Source organism: Desulfovibrio piger, assembly GCF_012843875.1.
In the GTDB taxonomy this organism is placed as follows: Bacteria; Desulfobacterota; Desulfovibrionia; order Desulfovibrionales; family Desulfovibrionaceae; genus Desulfovibrio.
On record NZ_JABAFY010000005.1, the window covers coordinates 1 to 20,795 of the forward strand.

At 66.4% G+C, this 20,795-nt stretch carries 17 protein-coding genes and 1 riboswitch; of the genes, 6 read left to right on the top strand and 11 right to left on the bottom strand.

Going from position 1 to position 20,795, the window contains the following annotated elements; all coding sequences use genetic code 11:
* The first annotated feature begins 648 nt into the window (after positions 1 to 648).
* Positions 649 to 827: riboswitch (cobalamin riboswitch) on the top strand.
* A gap of 131 nt (positions 828 to 958) precedes the next feature.
* The 4 genes from HF854_RS02260 to cobI all read left to right on the top strand — a co-directional run bounded on the left by HF854_RS02260 (position 959) and on the right by cobI (position 5,013).
* Positions 959 to 2,026: a FecCD family ABC transporter permease gene (locus tag HF854_RS02260; protein ID WP_168934821.1), complete on the top strand. Its 1,068-nt coding sequence runs from the start codon at positions 959 to 961 to the stop codon at positions 2,024 to 2,026.
* On the top strand, positions 2,026 to 2,835 hold the full coding sequence (locus HF854_RS02265) for an ABC transporter ATP-binding protein (RefSeq protein ID WP_168934822.1): 810 nt from the start codon (positions 2,026 to 2,028) through the stop codon (positions 2,833 to 2,835). The genes HF854_RS02260 and HF854_RS02265 overlap by 1 nt, the downstream gene beginning before the upstream one ends.
* Entirely contained in the window at positions 2,825 to 3,766 is a 942-nt protein-coding gene (locus HF854_RS02270; RefSeq protein WP_168934823.1) for an ABC transporter substrate-binding protein, read from the top strand. The genes HF854_RS02265 and HF854_RS02270 overlap by 11 nt, the downstream gene beginning before the upstream one ends.
* 539 nt (positions 3,767 to 4,305) lie before the next feature.
* The gene (gene cobI / locus HF854_RS02275; protein ID WP_168934824.1) at positions 4,306 to 5,013 is read left to right on the top strand and encodes a precorrin-2 C(20)-methyltransferase; all 708 of its coding nucleotides are present in this window, start codon (positions 4,306 to 4,308) and stop codon (positions 5,011 to 5,013) included.
* 266 nt (positions 5,014 to 5,279) lie between these two features.
* On the opposite strand, the gene hypE is transcribed toward cobI, so the two are convergent.
* The 10 genes from hypE to nadC form a co-directional block, all read right to left on the bottom strand.
* Entirely contained in the window at positions 5,280 to 6,287 is a 1,008-nt protein-coding gene (gene hypE / locus HF854_RS02280; RefSeq protein ID WP_168934825.1) for a hydrogenase expression/formation protein HypE, read from the bottom strand.
* Between the two features lie 163 nt (positions 6,288 to 6,450).
* On the bottom strand, positions 6,451 to 7,542 hold the full coding sequence (gene hypD / locus HF854_RS02285) for a hydrogenase formation protein HypD (RefSeq protein ID WP_168934826.1): 1,092 nt from the start codon (positions 7,540 to 7,542) through the stop codon (positions 6,451 to 6,453).
* A 12-nt stretch (positions 7,543 to 7,554) separates the two neighbouring features.
* A complete protein-coding gene (gene argC / locus HF854_RS02290) occupies positions 7,555 to 8,607 on the bottom strand; it encodes an N-acetyl-gamma-glutamyl-phosphate reductase (RefSeq protein WP_168934827.1) in 1,053 nt (350 codons plus the stop codon).
* Between the two features lie 11 nt (positions 8,608 to 8,618).
* Complete coding sequence (locus HF854_RS02295) at positions 8,619 to 8,915, bottom strand: DUF1844 domain-containing protein (protein WP_006004276.1); 297 nt, start codon at positions 8,913 to 8,915, stop codon at positions 8,619 to 8,621.
* Positions 8,916 to 8,997: 82 nt separating this feature from the next.
* Positions 8,998 to 10,185 carry a pyridoxal-phosphate-dependent aminotransferase family protein gene (locus HF854_RS02300; RefSeq protein WP_168934828.1) on the bottom strand — a complete coding sequence of 396 codons (1,188 nt, stop codon included), beginning with the start codon at positions 10,183 to 10,185 and terminating at the stop codon, positions 8,998 to 9,000.
* Positions 10,186 to 10,206: 21 nt separating this feature from the next.
* Positions 10,207 to 11,400 (bottom strand): class I SAM-dependent rRNA methyltransferase, encoded by a 1,194-nt coding sequence (locus HF854_RS02305; protein ID WP_168934829.1) that lies wholly within the window; start codon positions 11,398 to 11,400, stop codon positions 10,207 to 10,209.
* Positions 11,401 to 11,664: 264 nt separating this feature from the next.
* Positions 11,665 to 13,206, bottom strand: a complete 1,542-nt coding sequence (locus tag HF854_RS02310; RefSeq protein WP_168934830.1) for a hypothetical protein — start codon at positions 13,204 to 13,206, stop codon at positions 11,665 to 11,667.
* A 168-nt stretch (positions 13,207 to 13,374) separates the two neighbouring features.
* Positions 13,375 to 14,973, bottom strand: coding sequence for an L-aspartate oxidase (gene nadB / locus HF854_RS02315; RefSeq protein ID WP_168934831.1), 1,599 nt, complete (start codon positions 14,971 to 14,973; stop codon positions 13,375 to 13,377).
* Between the two features lie 21 nt (positions 14,974 to 14,994).
* Entirely contained in the window at positions 14,995 to 16,065 is a 1,071-nt protein-coding gene (locus HF854_RS02320; RefSeq protein WP_168934832.1) for a quinolinate synthase, read from the bottom strand.
* Positions 16,066 to 16,088: 23 nt separating this feature from the next.
* Entirely contained in the window at positions 16,089 to 16,961 is an 873-nt protein-coding gene (gene nadC, locus HF854_RS02325; protein ID WP_168934833.1) for a carboxylating nicotinate-nucleotide diphosphorylase, read from the bottom strand.
* A 305-nt stretch (positions 16,962 to 17,266) separates the two neighbouring features.
* Between nadC and mgtE the strand changes: the two genes are divergently transcribed.
* Together mgtE and HF854_RS02335 are read left to right on the top strand one after the other, a co-directional pair.
* A complete protein-coding gene (gene mgtE, locus HF854_RS02330) occupies positions 17,267 to 18,589 on the top strand; it encodes a magnesium transporter (protein WP_239463818.1) in 1,323 nt (440 codons plus the stop codon).
* Between the two features lie 33 nt (positions 18,590 to 18,622).
* On the top strand, positions 18,623 to 19,291 hold the full coding sequence (locus HF854_RS02335; RefSeq protein WP_168934835.1) for a response regulator: 669 nt from the start codon (positions 18,623 to 18,625) through the stop codon (positions 19,289 to 19,291).
* 365 nt (positions 19,292 to 19,656) lie between these two features.
* Here HF854_RS02335 and HF854_RS02340 read toward each other — a convergent pair whose 3' ends face one another.
* Positions 19,657 to 20,598 carry a LysR family transcriptional regulator gene (locus HF854_RS02340; protein WP_168934836.1) on the bottom strand — a complete coding sequence of 314 codons (942 nt, stop codon included), beginning with the start codon at positions 20,596 to 20,598 and terminating at the stop codon, positions 19,657 to 19,659.
* Positions 20,599 to 20,795 lie beyond the last annotated feature (197 nt).

Sequence of the window (20,795 nt, forward strand, 5' to 3'; positions counted from 1 at the left end):
GGGCCGGAGGTCTTGCCGTGGGCCTTTCCGCGGCGGCCACGGTCTCCCTGGCGGCCTTGCTGGGCTCTCTGCTGGCCATCCCCTTTCCAACGCGCTTTTTTTTGAAGGATGGAACCTGTCCGGGCTACGGGGAGGCAGCCCCTGCCGCCGGTCCCCGAAAGATGGGGTATCAAAGCGGTGGAGGCAGTCTCTTCTGTTTATTGTATTTATGTAGGATAGTTGTATTTTTATTAAAATGCAGGGTGTGAGGAGCATGGTCTTTTCGTGCCGTCTTTATTCTCCGGCATGAGAGCCGTCGGGGAGAGCACACTGCCCCTGCGAGACTGTAGCGCGAGATGGCAAGGGCAGCCTTTGGCTGTCTTTTTTGTGTGCCGGGGACGACGGGCGCCCACAGTCCCGATTGCCGTGATGCTGCGTGTTGAGGAAAAGACTTTTTTAGCGCGGGGAGCCGCTGCGGCACGGGATTGGGCTACAGCCCGCCAGGCAAGACCACCGTCCGCGCTGTACTGCCGGGTATCGTCCCGGCCCTGCGGGAAGCGCCTGTCGCGAAGCTGAGGACATCGGCAGCAGCCACAAACGGTCTTTACTAGGTCTGTCTGTCACATCTCCCTCTTTCCGTCACACGTTGACAAGCCGCAGCTCCCTGCCTAGAGTAGCGCGTCCATGGTCGCCGGAACCTGCCGGCGTCAAAAGGGAATCCCGTGAGAATCGGGAGCGGACCCGCCGCCGTAAGGCCCGCATACCAGCTTCCTTCATGTGCCACTGGCAACGGGAAGGCCGGAAGCCGGGGGCCGAGCCGGAATACCTGCCGTGGACCGTGGCCGCTGGCCGCGACCGGTATCGGCACGGGTCTTGCCGAGGGGAGCAAGGGAATACGGGCCTCTTCCATTGGTGGAAGGGGCTTTTTTTGTTTCCGGGCCAGTGAGCCCGGCCACTGATGGCCATGACAGGACGGATCATGCCGGAGAACACCCCCACTGCCAAGGATGCCCGGAGCGCGCGCCGCTGGTGCTGCTGCGTGCTGCTGGCCATCCTCTGGTGTGCTTCGTTGCCGCTGGCCTGTCTGCCCGGACCCGTACCTGTGGCTGTGGCCGATGTCTGGCAGGCGCTGGGGGCCGTGGTGGGGCTGTGCCCCCCGGCGGACGGCAGCGTGCAGCTGGTGGTGGGACAGATCCGTCTGGCCCGCGTGCTGCTGGGCCTGCTGTGCGGCGGTGCGCTGGCCGTGGCCGGTGTGGCCCTGCAGGGCGTGCTGCGCAATCCGCTGGCGGACCCCTTTACCCTGGGCATCTCCGCCGGAGCTGCCTGCGGCGCCAGCATGGCCATCGCACTGGGCGGTAGCCTGGGCATCTGGGCCGGAGGTCTTGCCGTGGGCCTTTCCGCGGCGGCCACGGTCTCCCTGGCGGCCTTGCTGGGCTCTCTGCTGGCCCTGGGCGGCGCACTCTGGCTGGGCAGCGGGCAGGGGAGCTTTAGGCGCGAGACCGTCATCCTGGCCGGTATCGCCGTGGCGGCCTTTCTGGGCGCCGTGGTGGCCCTGGTCAAAGCCCTCAACGAAGAATCCGTCACCAGCATCGTTTTCTGGATCATGGGCAGCCTGCAAGGCCGTGGCTGGGACAGCGTTCCGCTCCTGCTGGCCACCTTGCTGCCGGGGCTGCTGGTGGTGCTGCCGGGCTGGCGCAAGCTGGACATGCTGGCCCTTGGCGATGAACAGGCCGCGCATCTGGGCCTTGCCGTGGGCCGCACCCGCTTCTGGCTGCTGGCCGGCGCCAGCTGCATGACGGCCGGTTGCGTGGCCGTGGCCGGGGTCATCGGCTTCGTGGGCCTGGTGGTGCCGCATGTCCTGCGCATGCTGCTGGGCAGCGCGCATGGCCCCTTGCTGTACGGTGCGTTCCTGGGCGGTGGCATCCTGCTGGTCTGGGCGGACGTGCTGGCCCGCTGTGTGCTTTCCGGCGGGCAGGAATTGCCCGTGGGCGTGGTGACGGCCCTGCTGGGCGGTCCCTTTTTCGCTTTTCTGGTGCGGAGGCGCTGATGCTGCGGGCAGAAGGCATCCGGGCGGCCTACGGCACGGACGAGATATTGCATGGTGTGGACATCGACCTCCATCCCGGTGAGGCCGTGGCCCTGCTGGGGCCCAACGGCAGCGGCAAGACCACGCTGCTGCGGGTTCTGGCGGGCAGCCTGATGCCGACGGCGGGCATGGTGCAGGTACAAGGCGCGGACATCCGCCGTCTTTCCCCCCGGGAGCGGGCCCGCCGGGTGGCCGTACTTTCCCAGCGCAGTGCCGCACCGCAGGGCATGACCGCCCTGCAGCTGGTCCTGCTGGGCCGCTACCCCTGGCTGGGCTGGTGGGGCAGCTACAGCGCCGAAGACCGCCGCATCGCCCACGAGGCCCTGGAGGAGACCGGTGCCTTGCCGCTGGCCGGGCGGCAGGTGAGCGAGCTTTCCGGCGGTGAATTGCAGCGTGTGGCCCTGGCCCGGACGCTGGCCCAGCAAAGCCCCGTGCTGCTGCTGGACGAGCTGGCCGCCGGTCTGGATCTGGCCCGGATGCTGGAACTTTTCGACCTCTTGGAGCGCCGTCGCCGGGCAGGTGCCGCGCTGCTCTTGGTGATGCATGACTGTAATCTGGCGGCCCAGTATGCCACCCGCCTGCTGGGCCTGCGCGAGGGCCGTGTGTTGTTCGACGGCCCGGTGCGCCGCTGCTTCACGGCGGAGAACCTGCGCGCTCTCTATGCCGTGGACTTGCATATCGTCCCGCATCCCCGCAACGGTCTGCCCCAGGCCCTGCCCCTGCGGCCTCGTGGCCCTGAATACCGGGAGGACTCTCCGCATGAAGCCTGATCTTTGTCGTCTGGGGCAGCGCATTGCCGTTTGGGGCTTTCGCCCTGGCCTGTGGCTGGGGCTCTGCCTCTGCCTGTTCTGCTGCTCCGTACTGCCTGCCCGGGCACTGGAGCTGGTGGACAGCCGGGGCGTGACCGTGCGCCTGGAACAGCCCGCACAGCGGATCATCGCTCTGTACGGCGCGTTCAACGAGATACTGCTGGCGCTGGATGCCCGCGAGACCCTCGTGGCCCGCACGGCGGCCGATGCGGCCATCCCCGGCCTGCAAGACCTGCCTGCCGTGGGTACGCACATGCGCCCCAATGCGGAGCTGGTGGCGGCCCGGCAGCCTGATGTGGTGCTGCAACTGGCCGGGCGGCAGGAAGTGCTGACCCAGACCGAGGCCCTGGAAGCCGTGGGCATCCCGGTGCTGGTTTACGAGATGCAGTCCTTTGAACAGCTTTTTGCCGTGACCCGCGCTCTGGGGCGGCTCACCGGACGCGAGACGTGCGCCGAAGCCCTGGTGGCGGACTGGCAGCGGCGTCTGGCGGTCCTGGAGCAGCGCTATGCGGGGCAGCCGCCTGTGCGCGTGTTCTATGAGGTGCGCTATCCCAACCTGCTGGCTGCCGGACGCGCCAGCATCGTGGACGAGATCATCCGCCATGCCGGTGGCCGCAATGTGCTGGACGCGCCGCAAAAGCTGGTGCGTTGCAACGAAGAGATGCTGGTGGCGCTGGACCCGGAAGCCTACATCCTGCAACAGGGGCCCATGAACCCCGCGCCGCAGGCTCCGGCGGAGCGTCCGCATTACCGGGGCCTCAGTGCCGTGCGCTCCGGGCGCGTGCTGCTGGTGGACGAGCATCTGTTCGCCCGTCCCGGTCCCCGTTCCGTGGAGGCCGCCGAACGGCTGGCCCGCTGGCTGCATGGCGAGGAGCAGGGCAGCGGGGAGTGAGCCGGGTATTTTGTTGAGGGGGGGAAGGCCCCTTTGGCCAGAGCTCAAAGGGGCCTTCCCCCCTCAAACTCCCCCCATCCTCCAAAAGCTCTTTTTTCTGGTCTGTGGAAGGCAACGGGGGTGCGCCGGGCGTTGCCGTGCCGTCGGTCTCCGGGAGGAGAGGGCAGGGGCTGATCGGGGCTGCGGTCTCAGGACAGCAAACGCTGCTCTCCGCGAGGAGAGGCAAAAAGGCGGAGGGGCGGTCTCCAGGAGAAGGGGATGGAGGGCGATGTATCTCAGTCTCCGGGGAGAAATCCAGGACGGCGGCAAGCCTTCTGGGACCAGACAGCTGGATTCTGGGGAGCGAGGCGGGCCGGATTTTTGAGGGGCTGTATCACGGACAGGCATTTTTTTGCCGGACGGTATGCCGCCTTTGAAGGGAGAAACGATGGAGCGTTGCCATGCTCTCATGCAATGGCGGCCGGCCCCGTTTGTCCTTGTGGAGAGATGAAAGAAACAGTCTGTAACCGGGCATGAGCCCGCAACGATACGAGATGACCATGACAGGAACCCTGTACGCTGTGGGCGTGGGCCCCGGCGCTCCCGATCTGCTGACCCTGCGTGCCGTGGAGGCCCTGCGCCGGGTGGACGTGATCCTGGCGGCGGCCTCGCCGCGCAACGACTATTCACGGGCGCTGGAAACGGCCCGTCCCCATCTGCGCCCGGACGTGCGCCTGCAGCGGCTGGAATTCCCCATGACGCACGACAAGGCCACCTTGCGCGCGGCCTGGGAAAAGGCGGCGGGCATCACGCGCGACGTGCTGCGCGGCGGCGAGAACGCGGCCTTCCTGACCATCGGCGACCCCCTGGTCTACAGCACGTTCGGCTATCTGCTGAAAACGCTCCGGCAACTGGATGATTCGTTGCCGGTGGAGATCATACCGGGCATCACGTCGTTCCAGGCGGCGGCCGCGCGTACCCGCACCATTTTGTGCGAGAGCCACGAGACCCTGTGCATCATCCCCGGTATCCGTGACGAAGAGAGCCTGACCCAAACGCTGGAGCAGGCCGACTCCGCCGTCATCCTCAAGGCTTATCGCAACTTCCCGGCCATCGTGTCATCCTTGCGCCGTAGCGGGCGCCTTGAGAGCGGCCTTATGGCCAGCCATGTGGAGCAGCCCGAAGAGCGTCTGGCTCCCGTGACCACGGTGGCTGCCGAAGAGGGGACCCCACCGTACATGTCCCTGATCTTGAGCCGTAAAAAATAACCTCTCCCAGCCCCATGCACACAAAAAAAGGACGCCCTCTGGCGTCCTTTTTTCGTCATCTGTCCCCAACGACCATACGGCCTTCAGCCGGAGACCTCTCCCGGTACGGGCACGAAGTCCCTTCCCGTTGGTCAGCGACGGGGACCGGCCATCCGGACCGGAGCAAAGTTTTTTGGAAGGGAGGGGGTACGGGGGAGGGAGAACCTTTTGTTCACAAAAGGTTTCCTTCCCCCGCATCCTGCTTTCTTCTCCTCCCAATAGTTTGCCTAACAGATGCGCGGCAGCTGGGCGCCTTCGAGCATGCCCAGCAGGCGCTGGCCGCCGATGCGGGTACGCAGGCGCACCTGGCCGGGCTTGCCGTCCTCGGCCACGCGGCCGATGATGGCGGCTTCCTTACCGTAGGGGCTGGCCTGCATGGCGCGCAGGGCGGCTTCGGCCCTGTCTTGGGGCAGGATACAGATGCACTTGCCCTCATTGGCCAGATAGAGCGGATCGAGACCGAGGAAGGAACAGCCGTTGCGCACGCTCTCGTGCACGGGCAGCAGGCTTTCTTCGATGTCGATGCAGACGGAAGACTGTTCGGCGATCTCGTTGAGGGTGGTGGCCAGACCGCCGCGGGTGGGGTCGCGCAGGACGTGGACCTCGCCGCAGGCGGTGATGATGTCGGCGATCATGTGGTTGAGGGGCGCGGAGTCCGAGGCCACGTCGGTGAGGAAGGACAGGCCTTCGCGGCTGCCCATGACGGTGAGGCCGTGATCGCCCAGAGCGCCGCTGACCAGCACGGCATCGCCGGGACGGGCGGCATGGCCGGAGGGCACGGGGGAGGCGAAGATCTCGCCCACGCCGGTGGTGTTGATGAAGATCTTGTCGCACATGCCGCGCGGCACCACCTTGGTGTCACCGGTGACGATGTGCACGCCGGCGGTCTGCGCGGCCGCGGCCATGTCGGCCACCACGCGGTCGAGGATGGAGAGCTCCAGACCTTCCTCGATGATGCAGGCGCAGCTCAGGTAGCGGGGCCGGGCGCCCAGCATGGCCACGTCGTTGACCGTGCCGTGCACGGCCAGGGTGCCGATGCTGCCCCCGGCGAAAAAGAGGGGCGTGACGGTGTAGGAGTCCGTGCTCATGGCCAGCGGGCCCTTGATGTCCAGCAGGGCGGCGTCGTCCATGCGGTCTAGCAGGGGGTTGGAGAAATGGCGCATGAAGCACTGGGAGATGAGCCGTTGCGAGGCGCGTCCGCCGCTGCCTGCATCCAGCAGAATGCGATCGTCCATGATGATCCCGGGAGTCTTGGGGTTACGGCCGGGCGTCGCTGCGGCGCGGGCCGGAAAAAACGGGGAAGGTGCCCCTTCCCCGTCTGTCCAGAGGCAGGATGCTGCGGCTGTCCATGCCGGCGTTCAGGATGTGGCGGCATGGGCAGCCGGAGAGATCCCGCTCCTAAGTCATATACTTGAAGTAGGCCGCGCAGCTGCCTTCGGTGGAGACCATGCAGGGCCCCACGGGGCTGGCCGGGGTACAGGCCTTGCCGAACAGGGGGCATTGCGGCGGCGTGATGCGTCCCTTGAGCACCTGCCCGCAGCGGCAGCCCGGCAGGGGCGGCACGTCCGGCAGGGTGATGTCGAGGCGCTTCATGGCATCGAAGCGCTCATAGGCGGGCCGCAGGGCCAGGCCGCTGTGCGGGATGGGGCCCAGGCCGCGCCACAGGGCGTCGGACGGCATGAAGTAGGTCTCCAGCAGGGCGCGGGCGCGGGGATTGCCCTGGTCGCTGACGGCGCGCTGGTAGGCATTGACCACGGCCGGGGCGTCATCGCGGCGTTGTTCGGCCATGATGCAGAGGGCCTGCAGGATGTCCACGGGCTCGAAGCCGCCCACCACGGCGGGGACGCGGTATTCCGAGGCCAGGAAGCCGTAGGGCTCCAGACCGAGGATGGTGGAGACGTGCCCCGGCAGCAAAAAGGCCTGGACACCGCAGCCGTCCTTGTCGTCCAGCAGGGCGCGCAGCACGGGCGGCACCAGCTTGTGCAGGGAAAGCACGCAGAAATTGTCCAGCTTGCGCTGCTCGGCCATCATGAGGGTGGCGGCCACGGTGGGCGCGGTGGTCTCGAAGCCGATGCCCAGGAAGACCACGGTGTCACCGGGGTTGGCGGCGGCGATGTTCAGGGCGTCCAGCGGAGAGTAGACGATCTCGATGCGGGCCCCCTGGGCCTGGGCGTGCTTGAGGCTGCGGCCGCCGGGGCCGGGCACGCGCAGCAGGTCGCCGAAGGTGGCGATGATGACGCCGTCACGACCGGCCAGATCGAGGAAGGCGGCCACTTCGGCGTCGTGGGTGACGCAGACGGGGCAGCCCGGCCCGGACAGGTGCGTGACTTCCTTGGGCAGCAGGGAACGCAGGCCGCTCTGGAAGATGGACACGGTGTGCGTGCCGCAGACTTCCATGAAGCGCAGCTCACGGCCGTCCAGGGCCGTTTGCAGGCGGTCCAGCAGGGCGCGGCAGAGCGCGGGGTCCTGATAGGGAGAGCTCAGGGACATGGCAGGCCTCGGCTAGGGCAGCATGGGCGCGGCGTTGAGGCCGCAGTCCACGGGCAGGCCGCACATAAGGTTGGCATTGGCCAGGGCCTGGCCGGAGGCGCCGCGGCAGAGGTTGTCGATGGCCGAGACCACGATGAGGCGGTTGGTACGCGGGTCCACCACCAGGCCGAGGTCGCAGAACATGCTGCCGCGCACGAAGCGGGTCTCGGGCAGCTTGCCCTTGGGCAGCACGCGGACCCAGGGGCTCTGGGCCCAGGTCTCGCAGTAGGCGGCGTGGACTTCGTCCAGGGTGGTGCCGGGCTTGCGCAGGGTGGTGTAGATGGTGGACAGGATGCCGCGCACCATGGGCACCAGATGCGGGTTGAAGGAGACGCGCACGTCGCAACCGGCGGCGCGGCTGTATTCCTGCTCGATCTCGGGGGTATGGCGGTGCTTGCCCAGACCGTAGGCGCGGAAGGTGTCGTAGACTTCGCAGAACAGGGAGGGCACCACGGGCTTGCGGCCCGCGCCGGAGGTACCGGACTTGGAGTCGATGACGATGTTGTCCGGCGAGATCAGGCCATGCTTGAAGGCTGCGTACAGGCCCAGGATGGCCGACGAGGGATAACAGCCGGGGTTGGCCACCAGGCGGGCCTTGGCGGTCTCGGCGGCGTAGAGCTCGGGCAGGCCGTAGACGGCCTCGGGCAGCAGCTCGCGACGGGTGTGGGGCACATACCAGTCTTCATAGACATTGACGTCACGCAGGCGGAAGTCGGCGGAAAGGTCGATGACACGGGTCCCGGCCTCCAGCAGTTCGCCGGCCATCTCCATGGCCTTGCCGTGGGGCACGGCCAGGAAGACCAGGTCGCAGCGGCGGGCGGCTTCCTTGGCATCGAAGATGCTGATGACCACGTCAGAACCGGGCAGACCTTCGAGGAAGGGATAGAACTCGCCCAGGCGCAGGCCGGATTCGGTACGGGAACAGGCCATCTCCAGTTTCATGCGGGGGTGGCTGGCCAGCAGCCGGGCCAGTTCCATGCCGGTGTACCCGGTGACGCCCACAAGACCCACTTTGAATATCTTCATCTCCCTCTCCTTTATTTGCTGTCCGGGCCGCATTTGATGACGTATTTCATGCGCAATTCGTAAAGGATGCTCTCCAGCATCTTGCGCTCCTGTTCGTCCAGCCCCTTGGTGGTCTTTTCATGCAGCATCTCCAGCATGCTGATGCTGTGCCGGGCAAGTTCCGGCTGCTGGCTGGTCTGGCCGGTCTCGGGGTCGGCCACCTCGCCCAGATGCACGAGGGCGGCGGACGCCAGGGAAAGGACGAAGGTGGAGAAGGTCACTTCCGGCAGGGGGCCCTTGCCGCCGCAACCGCATTGGTTCTGACTCATGCTGTTCTCCTGCTGATGCGTTCCGGGGGCCGTCCGGCAGCCCCGAAAGCGGTGCGGCCGCCGCAGCGGCCGCTGCTGTGATCTAGCGGACGGCGGGGCAGCTCACGGGCGTGCCGGGCGTCACTTCGAGGGCGGCACGGTACACGGCCAGGCCCTGTTCGAGGTAGTTGCGCGCGCCGATGTAGCCGCCGGCGTCCACGATGCTGCGTTCCAGGGCGTAGAGGCCCGCGGCCACGTCGGCCCAGTCCACCCAGCCCATGTGGCCGATGCGCACGATGCGGCCCTTGAGCTGGTCCTGTCCGCCGGCCATGTAGATGCCGTGCTTTTCGGCAGCCAGGCGCAGGACCTCATTGCCGTCCACGCCTTCGGGCAGCAGCACGCTGGTGATGCCCCAGGCGAAGTCATCGGGCGCCAGCAGTTCCAGGCCCATGGCCTTGACGGCGGCACGGGTGAACATGGTCAGGGCCCACTGCTTGCGGTAGACGGCATCCAGGCCGCCGGCCAGCAGCATCTTCAGGCTCACGTCCAGGCCCACGATGAGGTTCACGGGCGTGGTGAAACGGGTCTGGTTCTTGAGCACGTTGTCGCGTTCGCGGCACAGGTCGAAATAGAAGCAGCCGGTACCGGTCTTTTCGGCCTTGTCCCAGGCGCGGGCGGAAAGGGCCAGCAGGGCCAGGCCGGGGGGCAGCATCAGGCCTTTCTGGGAGCCGGTGACCAGGCAGTCCACGCCCCACTGGTCCATGGGGCAGGGAGAGAGGCTGACACCGGAGATGCCGTCCACCACGCAGAGCACGTTGCGGGTGCGGGTGATGGCCGCCACCTCGCGCACGGGATGGAGCACGCCGGTGGAGGTCTCGGACATCTGGATCAGCACGCCGCGGATGTCGGGATCGGCGTCCAGGGCGGCGGCCACGTCCCCGGCCTTGACGGCCTGTCCCCAGGGGGCGGACAGCACGGTGCATTCCAGACCGCGGGAGCGGGCGATCTCCACCCAGCGCTCGCCGAACTTGCCGGCTTCGGCCACCAGCACTTTCTCACCGGGGGCGAACAGGTTGTAGACGGCGGCGGTCATGGCGCCGCTACCGGAGCAGGACAGGGGCAGGACGGGCTGCGTGGTGCCGAAAAGCTCGCGCAGGTGGCCCTGTACGCGCTGCATGATTTCCTTGAACTGGCCCTTGCGGTGGTGGATCATGTCCTGGGCCAGAGCAAGGCGGACTTCTTCGGGCAGGGGCGTGGGGCCGGGGGTCAGGAGGCGTTTTTTGTTGAGCATGATGCGTCCTTTATGCGCCGCTTACGGCAGCAGATGCGCGATGAAACATTTGAGATAGGCTGTCTCGGGCATGGCAGCATGCACGGGATGGTCCGCACCCTGTCCGCCCGCATAGAGGATGCGGGCCTGCCACTTGCGGCGGGCGGCGGCCTGCTGCACGCAGGAACGCAGGGACTCGGCGGGCAGGTGGTGTGAACAGGAACAGCTTACAAAGACACCGCCCGGCGTCAAGAGCTGCATGGCCAGGGCATTGATCTTGCGGTAGGCGGCCAGGCCCTGGGCAAAGTCCTTGCGGCGCTTGATGAAGGCGGGCGGATCCAGGCAGATGAGCGAGAAGCGGCGGCCCTGGGCGTCCAGCTCGGCCAGACGTTCGAAGGCATCGCCGCACAGGCCTTCGATGGCCTTGGTGCGGGCCAGTTCGGGCGCGTTGCGGGCCGCGTTCTCCGTGGCCAGGGCCAGGGCCTGCGGCGAGGCGTCCAGGAAGGTCACGGAACGGGCACCGGCAGCGGCGGCCGTCCCGCCGAAGCCGCCGGCGTAGCAGAAGATGTCCAGCACGTCGGCGCCTGCGGCGTAGCGGGCGGCCTCGCGGCGGTTGCGGCGCTGGTCATAGAACCAGCCGGTCTTCTGGCCGCCCTGCAGGGGGGCCCGGAAGATGCAGCCGTTTTCCGGCACTTCCAGCACGTCGGGCACCGGGCCCTCGCTCTCGTTCTCGCGGGGCAGGCCTTCCAGCGAACGGGCGGCGATATCATTGTCCCAAAGGATGGAGCGGGGCTGCAAAAGTTCGCCCAGCACTTCGCGCAGTTCTTCCTTGCGGGCTTCCATGCCCCAGGTGCCGACCTGCACGGTGAGGTGGTCGCCGAAACGGTCCATGACCAGGCCGGGCAGCAGATCGCCCTCGCCGTGGCACAGGCGGTACCAGGGCTGGTTGTAGAGGCGCTGGCGCAGGCCCAGGGCGCTTTGCAGACGCTGGCGCAGCAGGTCCGCGTCCAGGGGCAGGTCGGCCTTGCGGCTGTAGAGGCGGGCGCAGATGAGCGAATGCGGGTTGACGAAGACGCTGCCCAGCACGGCCCCGCGCGCGTCGCGCAGGGTGGCGTTCTCGCCGGGCTCAAAGTCGGGCAGGGGACTTTTGGCGCTGTCTATCTCGTTGCTGAAAATCCACAGGTGGCCGGCACGGATGCGGCGGTCTTCCCCTTTTTTCAGCCAAAGTGTCTTCATGGTAACTCCCGATGGGCAAAAAAGTTTGGCAGCGCGGGCAGGAGGCATCCTGTCCGATGCCGCACAGATGACTATGGCTGAAAAATGGATTTTTCGCCAGCACCATGATGCCCCCGAGCCCTGCGGGAGGGAGCGCCTTGCCGGCACCGGACGATCCTGCGCCTTCTGCTGCAGGGACGAAAAAAAGAACGCTCCCCGAAGGGAGCGTTCCTGTCAGTCAGGGCAGGGCCCAGGGAGCGGCGGGCCCCTGCGGCCGGTGAGGGCCTAGCGGGCCATAAGGGCCTTCATCTGCTCCGGCAGGGACTTTTCACCGGGCGTTGCCGTGATCGCCAGCATGCGGCCCAGGGCGGCGGGATCGAGGAACTGGATCCAGGGCATGAGCTGGGCCGGGTCCTCGCTGCGGATGGACAGGCTGCCGGGGCGGGCCAGGAAGGTCTGGATGGCTTCCGCATCAGCGGGATCACCGAGGTCTCTGCTCAAAGAGGCCCCCAGCAGGGGCATCATGGCTTCCATGGCCTCGGGACGGGGATCGATATTGTAGGCCAGGACAGCCATCAGACCATGATCGTGCAGATCCAGCGACAGGTCGGAGACGGCGGCATCCATCATGCTCGGGTCTTCACTGAAGAAGTCGTAGGCATAGTCCAGATCGGCCAGGCCTTCCAGGCTCAGGCGGCCCGTCTGGCGCAGGAGGTCCTTACCGGCAGCGCCCGTCTTTCCCAGGGTATCGTCCTGCCACTTGAGGGCGATGCGCTCCTTGCCCGGGATGGCGAACATCTCGCGGAAGGGCCTGGTGGAAAAGTCGCAGGTCAGGCTGCTCTTGAAATGATGGGGGGCGAGCCCCAGCCAGTCGAACTGCATATCGCTGGCATGGAACAGGTTCTCGTTCGTCCTGCCGGGCGATTCGATAATGTCGACATCCCTGATGGCCAGCTGACCGAAGAGGGGCCGGGTCATCATCTGCTTGCCGGCGGCATCCTTCCGGGGCCGCGCGGCTTCCAGGATCAGGACTTCGAGCTGGGGTTCGAATGCCTCGACGGAGAGATCGTCGGCACGGCGGACCAGGCTGAGGAAACGCCCGAACCAGTCAGCGCTGGGCAGGAAGATGTCGCGGATCTCCAGCTTGCCCATCTTGAACGCGCCTTCGGACCGGATGATGACCTCGGTGGCATCCATAGTCATCCGCTTCCAGGTACGGCGGTCCACGCCTTCGATGCTGACGGCGGCGACGGAGCTCTGCATCGGCGTTTCGGGGGCCGTGCTGCTGATGTGGACGGGCCCGTAGGTGACCTTCTCCGCGATGATGGAGATCATGAATTCACCCTCGGGCACCTGCTGCCCGTTCAGCAGACGCTTGAGCACAGCGGCGTCCATGGCCACAGGGCCGGAGGTGAGGGCCTCCACCGTGCAGGTCATGGGCTCTCCCGGTATCAAAGATTTCTCGATAAGATCACGTCCTGTGGCGCTGGAGAACAGGGGCGCGTCCCCTGCGGCGGGCAGGATGCTGTCCCGCAGGAAGGGCACGCAGGCCAGGACGAAGCGGGGGCTGAGCGTCATGGTGGCTTCTTTCAGGACCGTGTCGTACGTGCGCTGGTCGGAGATACGGATGTTGCCGAGTTTCAGGGTGAAGCTCAGGGGATTGATGTCCACCGTATCGATACTGCAGATGGTGGCGTCGGGATTGACATTGCGCAGGGCATCCCGGACGGCCTGTTCCACCAGAGGCTTGCAGGCGAACAATCCCCCCACGACGGCGAGGACACAGATGATGAGTGCGGCCGACAGGCCTTTCGCTGTTTTCGACATGGCAGTAGTTCCTTGGAAAAAAGGATGGATGGCCCCTGTTGAGAGTGGGGCTTTTTTCAAAATAGCCGGGCTTCGGCTGCTTGTACAGAAAAAAAGCCTGGAGGACGCGGAAACGGAAAGCGCCGTGGCCCGAAGACCACGGCGCGTTGTCGCTGGGAGGGGGAAAGGCTAGTCCACGCGATGGTGGCAGCCGATGCTGTTCTTGTTGCGCATGGCGGCCTGGGTGATGACGTAGGCCGTCTGGGAGCCGTGGAAAAGATCCACCAGCGGCTTGGAGATGCGCGTGCCCTTGTAGAAGTCGTGGATATGACGCACCAGGTCGCGCATGTCTTCGAAAGCCCGGCGCAGGCGGGCCTTGGAGCGCGAGATGCCCACGTAGTTCCACATGGTGTTGCGGATGTTGGCCCAGTCCTGGGCCACCAGGGCCGGGTCGTCATGGTGTTCGTTACCTTCGTGGCGCCAGTCGGGGATGGCGGCTGCCAGGGCGCGGGGGATGGCTTCGCGGCCGGAGGCCGTGATGCGCGCCAGGTGCTGGCCGCAGCTCTGGCCCCAGACGGCGGCTTCCAGCAGGGAAGTGCTGGCCAGACGGTTGGCGCCGTGCAGGCCGGTGCAGGCGCACTCACCGATGGCGTACAGGCCGGGCATGGACGTACGGCCGAAGGTGTCGGTGAGGATGCCGCCGCAGAAGTAGTGGGCCGCGGGCACCACGGGGATGGGCTCCTTGCGGATGTCGATGCCGATCTCAAGGCACTGGTTGAAGACCGTGGGGAAGCGCGTGGGCAGATCCTGCTTGACGCCGCTCACATCAAGGTACAGGCAGGGCACGCCCCGGCGCAGCATCTCTTCCACCATGGCCTGGGCCACCACGTCACGGGGGGCCAGGTCGCCGCGCTTGTCGTGGCGGAGCATGAAGGCCTCGCCGCGGTCGTCCAGCAGACGGGCGCCCTCACCGCGCATGGCCTCGGTGATGAGCGGACGGCGGTAGCTGCGTTCCTCATACAGGGCCGTGGGATGGAACTGCATGAATTCCAGGTTGGCCAGTTCCACACCGGCGCGGAAGGCCATGGAGATGCCCGCCCCCACACAGCCGGGAGCGTTGGTGGAGTGCAGGAAGACCTGCCCCACGCCGCCGGTGGCCAGGACGGTCCAGTCGGCCAGGATGGTCTCGGGCTCGCCGGTCTCGGCATTGAGCACGTAGGCGCCCAGGCAGCGGTTGGTGACGCTGTAGCGGTACTGGGAGTTCTTGGCGTGGTGGTGGGTGGTCAGCAGGTCGATGGCCGAATGGTTGTGCAGGCAGGTGATGCGCGGATGGATCTTCACCTGGGCGGCCAGGCCGTCCATGAGGGCGCGGCCGGAATAGTCGGCCTTGTGGAGGATGCGGTGGGCACCGTGACCGCCTTCGCGGGTGAGGTTGTAGGTGCCGTCCTCGTTGCGGTCAAAATCGACCCCGGCGCGCTCGATGAGCATATTGTCCACGCAGTCGGGGCCCTGACGGCAGAGGAAGCGCACGGCGCGGTTGTTGTTGTAGCGGTGGCCCGCCACGAGGATGTCGTGCTCCAGGGCGCGGGCTTCGGCGTCACGGGGGGTATCTGCGGCCTTGTAGATGATGCCGCCCTGGGCCAGAGGGGTGTTGCCGTCGTCCAGGTCGGGACCGGCGTTGATGAGCAGCACGTCACGCCCGGCATCGGCCAGGGTAAGGGCGGCAGTACAACCGGCGATGCCGGAACCGATGATCAGGATGGTGACGTGACGACGTGTCGAGCTCATCTTGACTCCTTGTTTCTTGCGCTAGCGTTGGGCCGCGCATACCTGGAGCATGCGGGTCAGGGATGCCCGGGCGGGCGCCAGCTGCTCGTCCTGCAATGTCATGATGGGGGCTGTGCCGGCAGCGACGCCTTGCAGGCAGGCCAGCAGGTTTTCTTCGGTGACCTTGGCCATGTCGGGGCAGATGGCGGGCGCCAGAGGCTCGATCCGGCAGCGTCCGGCAAAGCGGTCACGCAGGCGGTGGACGAGGTTGGTCTCCGTGCCGATGATCAGGGTGCCGCCTTCGCCGGCGGCCTTTTCCGCTTCCTTGATGAGGTAGGAGGTGGAGCCGGAGCCGTCGCACAGGCCGATGAGCTCGGGACGGCATTCGGGATGGGCCAGCACGCGGCAGCCGGGATAGGCGGCCCGGGCGGCCTGCACGCTTTCGGGACGCAGGTGGCCGTGGATGGCGCAGCAGCCCGGCCAGAGCAGCAGGCGGCGGCAGGCGGCGGCACTGCCGGGCCGGCGTTCGCTCTCGGCCAGGCCGTTTTTGCCGCTCAGGCGCAGCACGTGCCAGTCATCGGGGCCCAGGCCAAGCTGCAGGCCCGTGTTGCGGCCCAGGTGCTTGTCGGGCATGAAGAGCACGGCGCCGTCGGGCCCGGCTTCTTCCAGGGCCCAGGCCAGCATGGTGCGGGCATTGGCCGAGGTGCAGACAGCCCCGCCGAATTCGCCCACCACGGCCTTGAGGGCCAGGGTGGTGTTCACATAGGCCAGGGGCACGATCTTGCGGCCTGTGGCCTGCAACTGCAGCAGCACGGTACGGGCGAGCCCGGCCGGCGTCATGAGCGACATCATGCAGTTGGCGTCCCAGGCGGGCATATGCACGCTCTGGCCCGGTTTGGCCAGCAGGGCCGCGGATTCGCCCATGAAGTACACGCCGCAGAACACGATGTGCTCGGCATCGATGCCTTCGATGCGGCGGGCCAGTTCCAGGGAGTCCCCGGTCACATCACAATGCCGCACCACATCATCATGCTGGTAATGGTGCCCCATGATGCACAGGCGGTCGCCCAGTCCTTGCTTGATGGCCGTAATGGCGTCGGAGAATCGAGACATGGTTTCCTTTGGGTTGGGGATGATCAGGCGTTGGCCAGGGTCATGCTGAAGTCGGCAGCCACGGCGGAATGCGTCAGGCGGCCCACGGAAATGAAATCGGGATGGCGGGGACCGGTGAGGGCGATGCCGCGGATGGTCTCCAGGGTCACGCCGCCGCTCACTTCGGCCTCGATGTGGGCGGGCACCAGCTCCAGGGCCTGGCCCAGCAGGGGCGCGCCCATGTTGTCCATCATGATGCGGTCGGCCCCGGCGGCCACGGCTTCGCGCACATGGTCGAGGGTGCGGCATTCCACCTCGATGGGCGGGCAGGGGGAGTAGGTCTCACGCAGGCGGGCCACGGCGCGGGTGATGGAACCGGCGGCATCGATGTGGTTGTCCTTGAGCATGAGCATCTCCACCAGGTTCTTGCGGTGGTTGCAGCCGCCACCGGCCTGGACGGCGTATTTTTCGGGCCAGCGCAGGCAGGGCGTGGTCTTGCGGGTATCCAGCAGGCGGACCCCGGTGCCTTCCAGCTCGCGCACATAGCGGGCCGTGAGGTTGGCGATGCCCGAAAGGTGGGTGATGAAATTGAGGATGACCCGCTCGGCCTTGAGCAGGACGATGGCCGGGCCCTCCATGCGGACGACCTCGGTCATGGCCGGGACGGTGGAGGCCTCCTCCACCAGCATCTCCACGTGCGGGTCGGCGCCCATGACCTCGAAGACCTCGTGGATGACGGGCAGGCCCACCACGTGGGTGTCTTCCTTGGCGCGGATGACGGCATGCATGGGTGCGTCAGCGGCAAAAAGGCCTTGGGCGGTCAGGTCGGGGCCGTCCTCATCCAGGGCCAGTTCTATGGAACGACGCAGATAGCGTCGGCCTTCGTCGGAAAAAAACGTGCTCCAGGGTGTGAACATTCTTCTTGTCCCGTCTATGGTGTGCATGGTAAGCCCTGCGCATAAGCACGGCATTACATAGTGATAAATGGCCCGTTGGGGCGCGTCAAGTTTGAGAGCTTTTTCACAACAGCGCAGCAAAAAAGCATTCTTTTTGTCACCAAGATGCTGTATGATACCGCCGTGTTGTGGGAGAAGTCCGTCGGGCAGGCAGAGGCCCGGCACGCGTACAGACGAGGGAGCTGATTGCCATGAGTGAACAAGAGAAGATCCAGACCGCAGACGACCGGCCGCAGATGGCGAACCCGATCCCCGAAGACGACGGGATGGCGGAAGGACATGGCATAAGCATACCCGAGGCCTGCCGCGAGCTGGGGGACGAGGCGGAATTCGTCCATCCCGCCGACCTTGCCGACCATCTGGAGAACCTGAGTCTGGAAAAGCAGGTCTGCGCCCTGCGCCACATGCCCACGGAGGACGCCGCCGAGGCCCTGGCCGAACTGGAAGGCAGCGTGGCCGTGGACGTGCTGGAGAACCTGGATGCCGACGTGGCCGCCCAGATCATCGCCGAGATGGAGCCCGACGACGCCGCCGACGTGCTGGACGAGCTGGACGAGGAACACCGCGACGTCCTGCTGGGCAAGCTGACGCGCGAAGATTCCGAAGAGCTGCGCAACCTGCTGAACTTCGACCCCGACTCCGCGGCCGGTGTCATGAACACCGAGCTGATCCTGCTGGAAGAGAACATGACGGCCGACGAGGCCATCACTCACATCCGCAGCGAGATGGAGGACAAGGAAAGCCCCTACTACGCCTATGTGGTGGACAAGAACGACAAACTGGTGGGGGTGCTTTCGCTGCGCGACCTGATGCTGGCGCGCCCCGGGACCATCGTGGGCGATGCCGTGTCGGGCCAGAGCGTGGTCTCCGTGCCCTATGACATGGACAAGGGCGAAGTGGCCAACCTGCTGTCGCACTACAATTATCTTGCCATGCCCGTCGTGGACTACGAGGGGCACATCATGGGCGTGGTGACCTACGACGACATCATGGACATCATGCACGAAGAGGCCAGCGCCGACATGCTGGGCATGGTGGGCGCCGACCCCGAAGAAAGCGTGGACACCCCCTGGAAGGAGAGCGTGCGCAAGCGCCTGCCCTGGCTGGTGGTGAACATGGTCAATTCGGCGCTCTCGGCATCGGTGGTCTACATGTTCGAGGGCTCCATCGCCCAGATGGCCGCCTTGGCCGTGCTCATGCCCATGGTGGCCAACCAGGCCGGGAACACCGGCCAGCAGGCTCTGGCCGTCATGATCCGGCAGCTGGCCACGGACCGCTTCGAGACCAAAAAGGCCTGGATGGCCGTGCTGCGCGAGGCCAAGATCGGCCTGGTCACGGGTCTTTTCATGGCCATGCTGGCGCTGTGCGGCGCCTGGGGCTTCACAGGCAACCCGCTGGTGGGTATGGTCATGGCTGGTGCGCTGCTGTGCGACATGATGCTGGGCGCGGTGGCCGGCGGTTCCATCCCCCTCATCTTCCGGGCCCTGGGACGCGACCCGGCCCAGGCTTCCAGCATCTTCCTGACCACCATCACAGACGGCGCGGGCTTCTTCATCTTTCTCGGGCTGGCCACCATGTTCCTCTTCTAGGCCTGCCCGGACATAACGCAAAGGCAGGTAGCCATGCACGACGTTTGCCGCATTTTGCTGGTGGACGATCACAAATTGCTCATGGAGGGCATCCGCAGCCTGCTGGCCCCCCACAGCCATTTGCGCGTGGCCGGCATGGCCCCCGACGGCAAGGAAGCCGTGGGCCTGGCCGCCACCCTGTCGCCCGATCTGGTCATCATGGACATCTCCATGCCGGGCATGAACGGCGTGGAAGCCAGCCGCGCCATCCTCCAGATCCGGCCCGAGACGCGCATCCTCATCTATACCGGTCACGAGGACCAGCGGCATCTGCTGGAGCTCATCCAGCTGGGCATCATGGGCCACGTCTGCAAAAGCGATCCGCCGTCCGTCCTGCTCCAGGCCATCGATGCCGTGCGGCAGGGGGAGGTCTTCCTCAGTTGTGCTGACCCCGGCGGCTGCATGGCGGCCCTCATGCGCCAGAACCGCCAGCGCCTCAGCCCCGCCGAGGGCGGGCCGGACATCGGCATGCTCTCGCCGCGCGAGAAGGAGATCTTCCGCCTGCTGGCCGACGGCTACAGCGTCCGCCAGATAGGGGACGCCCTCAACATCAGCCCCAAGACCGTGGAGACCCACAAGTACAGCGTGCTGACCAAGTTGCGCGCCGGCTCCATCAACGAGCTGACCAAGATGGCCATCCGCCTGGGCCTGGTCTCCCTGTAGTCCGCATTCGGGCCTGTCCTTCAGAGCGTTTCCGTACGCTTCCTGCCTGCTGTCCCTGCGGCGGTGCCGGCGGGGGAGCGTGTCCTTTCGGGCGGGGCTTGTGTTTCGAAGGCCTCCCTGTGCGGCAGTGAGGCCTGTCGTTCCCGCAGGCGGCCCGTTCTTCCTCCCATCTCCCTCCAAATCAGCGCATATCAGTTCGCCTCTGGCTGCCCTGGGGCCTCCTGTGGCATCCCCGTCCTGTACGGGATGGGGATGGTCTGCCATCCTGCGCCATGATGGCAGCGGTCCTGGTGCCGTACCCGTCTTCCGGGCAGACGGGATGAACAGGCACGGCCGTCTGTGGGCCCAAGCCTGTGCGAGCAGGCCTATGCCGTGGCGGGGTCGTCTTGTGGCGTCCCTGTCGCTGATGCTCCTTCCGCGACGGGCCCGCCCCAGAGCGAGGCCTTCAGATAGTCCAGAAAGACCCTGGCCGGTTTGGAGAAGAGCTGCTGCTTTTTCCAGGCCACGTTCAGGCCCACTTCCATGGCCGGATGCAGGGGCCGGAAGCAGAGCGGGCCGTCTTCCGGCAGGCGGATGATCCTGTCCAGGCAAAGGGCATAGCCCATGCCTTCCTCGACCATGATCGAGGCACTGTAAAGCAGGTTGTAGGTGGCCACCACCTGCAGGGCATCGTGCGTTTCCCCCAGCCAGCCTGCGACTTCGTTGTTGACCATGTTCTGCCGGGAGACCAGCAGGGGCAGGCCGCGCAGGTCCGCAGGGGCGACGGACGGCCGGGCTGCCAGCGGCGCGTCCTTGCGCATCAGGACGCCCCAGCGGTCCTTGACCGGCAGACGGAAGAACTCGTAGCCCGAAAGATCCACGGGCTCGATGAAGAGGCCGAAATCCACCAGATCCCGGTCTATCTTTTCCATGACGTCCTCGGCATTGCCGCTGAAGATGTGGAAGGTCACATGCGGGTGATCCTGCCGCATGCGGCGCGCGGCCCGGGCGATGAGGCGTATGGCGTCGGTCTCGCCGCCGCCGATGTGGATGTCACCGCTCAGCAGCTCGTCCGGTGCCTTGAGCTCCGCCGTGGTCTTTTCCAGCAGGCTGACGACCTCCTGCGCCCGCTTGCGGAAAAACGTACCTTCCTCCGTCAGGGTGATGCTCCGTTTGCCGCGCAGGAAAAGCGTCTTGCCCAGCTCTTCTTCCAGCTCCTGCATCTGCCGGGACAGGGTGGGCTGGGTCACGTGCAGGGCCTCGGCGGCAGCGGAGATGGTCTTTGCCTGCGCGACCACCAGAAAATAGCGGAGGGTCCTCAATTCCATACGATGCTCCTTTGCCGGGATGCGGGGCGTTGACGCCTGCCGTTGGTGCCGCCGGCCGTCAGGGGCGGTCAGCGGCGGCAGAAGGTCTGCGGCTCTGGCCCCATGGCCTGCGCAGCGGGTACAAAAAATCCCCGCCGGGCGGGGCTGGGAACGGCAGGGACACTGAGCGGGGACGAGGCGGAGGCCTCCTGCCGCTG

What these genes read in the sequence shown, in the direction of transcription:
- HF854_RS02260 (WP_168934821.1), top strand. Translation starts at nt 959, where the DNA reads ATGCCGGAGAACACCCCCACTGCCAAGGATGCCCGGAGCGCGCGCCGC.
- HF854_RS02265 (WP_168934822.1), top strand. Translation starts at nt 2,026, where the DNA reads ATGCTGCGGGCAGAAGGCATCCGGGCGGCCTACGGCACGGACGAGATA.
- HF854_RS02270 (WP_168934823.1), top strand. Translation starts at nt 2,825, where the DNA reads ATGAAGCCTGATCTTTGTCGTCTGGGGCAGCGCATTGCCGTTTGGGGC.
- cobI (WP_168934824.1), top strand. Translation starts at nt 4,306, where the DNA reads ATGACAGGAACCCTGTACGCTGTGGGCGTGGGCCCCGGCGCTCCCGAT.
- hypE (WP_168934825.1), bottom strand. Translation starts at nt 6,287, where the DNA reads ATGGACGATCGCATTCTGCTGGATGCAGGCAGCGGCGGACGCGCCTCG.
- hypD (WP_168934826.1), bottom strand. Translation starts at nt 7,542, where the DNA reads ATGTCCCTGAGCTCTCCCTATCAGGACCCCGCGCTCTGCCGCGCCCTG.
- argC (WP_168934827.1), bottom strand. Translation starts at nt 8,607, where the DNA reads ATGAAGATATTCAAAGTGGGTCTTGTGGGCGTCACCGGGTACACCGGC.
- HF854_RS02295 (WP_006004276.1), bottom strand. Translation starts at nt 8,915, where the DNA reads ATGAGTCAGAACCAATGCGGTTGCGGCGGCAAGGGCCCCCTGCCGGAA.
- HF854_RS02300 (WP_168934828.1), bottom strand. Translation starts at nt 10,185, where the DNA reads ATGCTCAACAAAAAACGCCTCCTGACCCCCGGCCCCACGCCCCTGCCC.
- HF854_RS02305 (WP_168934829.1), bottom strand. Translation starts at nt 11,400, where the DNA reads ATGAAGACACTTTGGCTGAAAAAAGGGGAAGACCGCCGCATCCGTGCC.
- HF854_RS02310 (WP_168934830.1), bottom strand. Translation starts at nt 13,206, where the DNA reads ATGTCGAAAACAGCGAAAGGCCTGTCGGCCGCACTCATCATCTGTGTC.
- nadB (WP_168934831.1), bottom strand. Translation starts at nt 14,973, where the DNA reads ATGAGCTCGACACGTCGTCACGTCACCATCCTGATCATCGGTTCCGGC.
- HF854_RS02320 (WP_168934832.1), bottom strand. Translation starts at nt 16,065, where the DNA reads ATGTCTCGATTCTCCGACGCCATTACGGCCATCAAGCAAGGACTGGGC.
- nadC (WP_168934833.1), bottom strand. Translation starts at nt 16,961, where the DNA reads ATGTTCACACCCTGGAGCACGTTTTTTTCCGACGAAGGCCGACGCTAT.
- mgtE (WP_239463818.1), top strand. Translation starts at nt 17,267, where the DNA reads ATGGCGGAAGGACATGGCATAAGCATACCCGAGGCCTGCCGCGAGCTG.
- HF854_RS02335 (WP_168934835.1), top strand. Translation starts at nt 18,623, where the DNA reads ATGCACGACGTTTGCCGCATTTTGCTGGTGGACGATCACAAATTGCTC.
- HF854_RS02340 (WP_168934836.1), bottom strand. Translation starts at nt 20,598, where the DNA reads ATGGAATTGAGGACCCTCCGCTATTTTCTGGTGGTCGCGCAGGCAAAG.